Annotated in this window: 1 tRNA gene and 1 rRNA gene; both read right to left on the bottom strand. The window is 47.0% G+C overall.

Annotated elements, in window-relative coordinates:
* Positions 1–43: 43 nt before the first annotated feature.
* Positions 44–116 (bottom strand) — tRNA-Ala (locus LI288_RS14245).
* A 22-nt stretch (positions 117–138) separates the two neighbouring features.
* Positions 139–256 (bottom strand): 5S ribosomal RNA (gene rrf / locus LI288_RS14240).
* Between the last annotated feature and the right edge of the window lie 8 nt (positions 257–264).

Genomic DNA, 264 nt, shown 5'->3' with positions numbered 1-264 from the left:
GTCAACATGTTTTTTACATTTTCATGTCTTTGTTAATATCCAGTGGAGATAAAGGGATTCGAACCCTTGACCCCCTGCTTGCAAGGCAGGTGCTCTCCCAACTGAGCTATACCCCCATGGGCATTATATTAAATTAAAATCTGGCAGCCACCTGCTTTCCCATACCGTCTCCAGTATAGTATCATCGGCCGCTTAAGGCTTAACCATCGTGTTCGGGATGTAAACGGGTGTGTCCCCTAAGCGCATCGCCACCAGAACTTTCGT

This window comes from Lachnospira pectinoschiza (assembly GCF_020564355.1).
Taxonomy (GTDB): domain Bacteria; phylum Bacillota; class Clostridia; order Lachnospirales; family Lachnospiraceae; genus Lachnospira; species Lachnospira intestinalis.
This window is presented reverse-complemented; position numbering and strand designations above follow the sequence as displayed.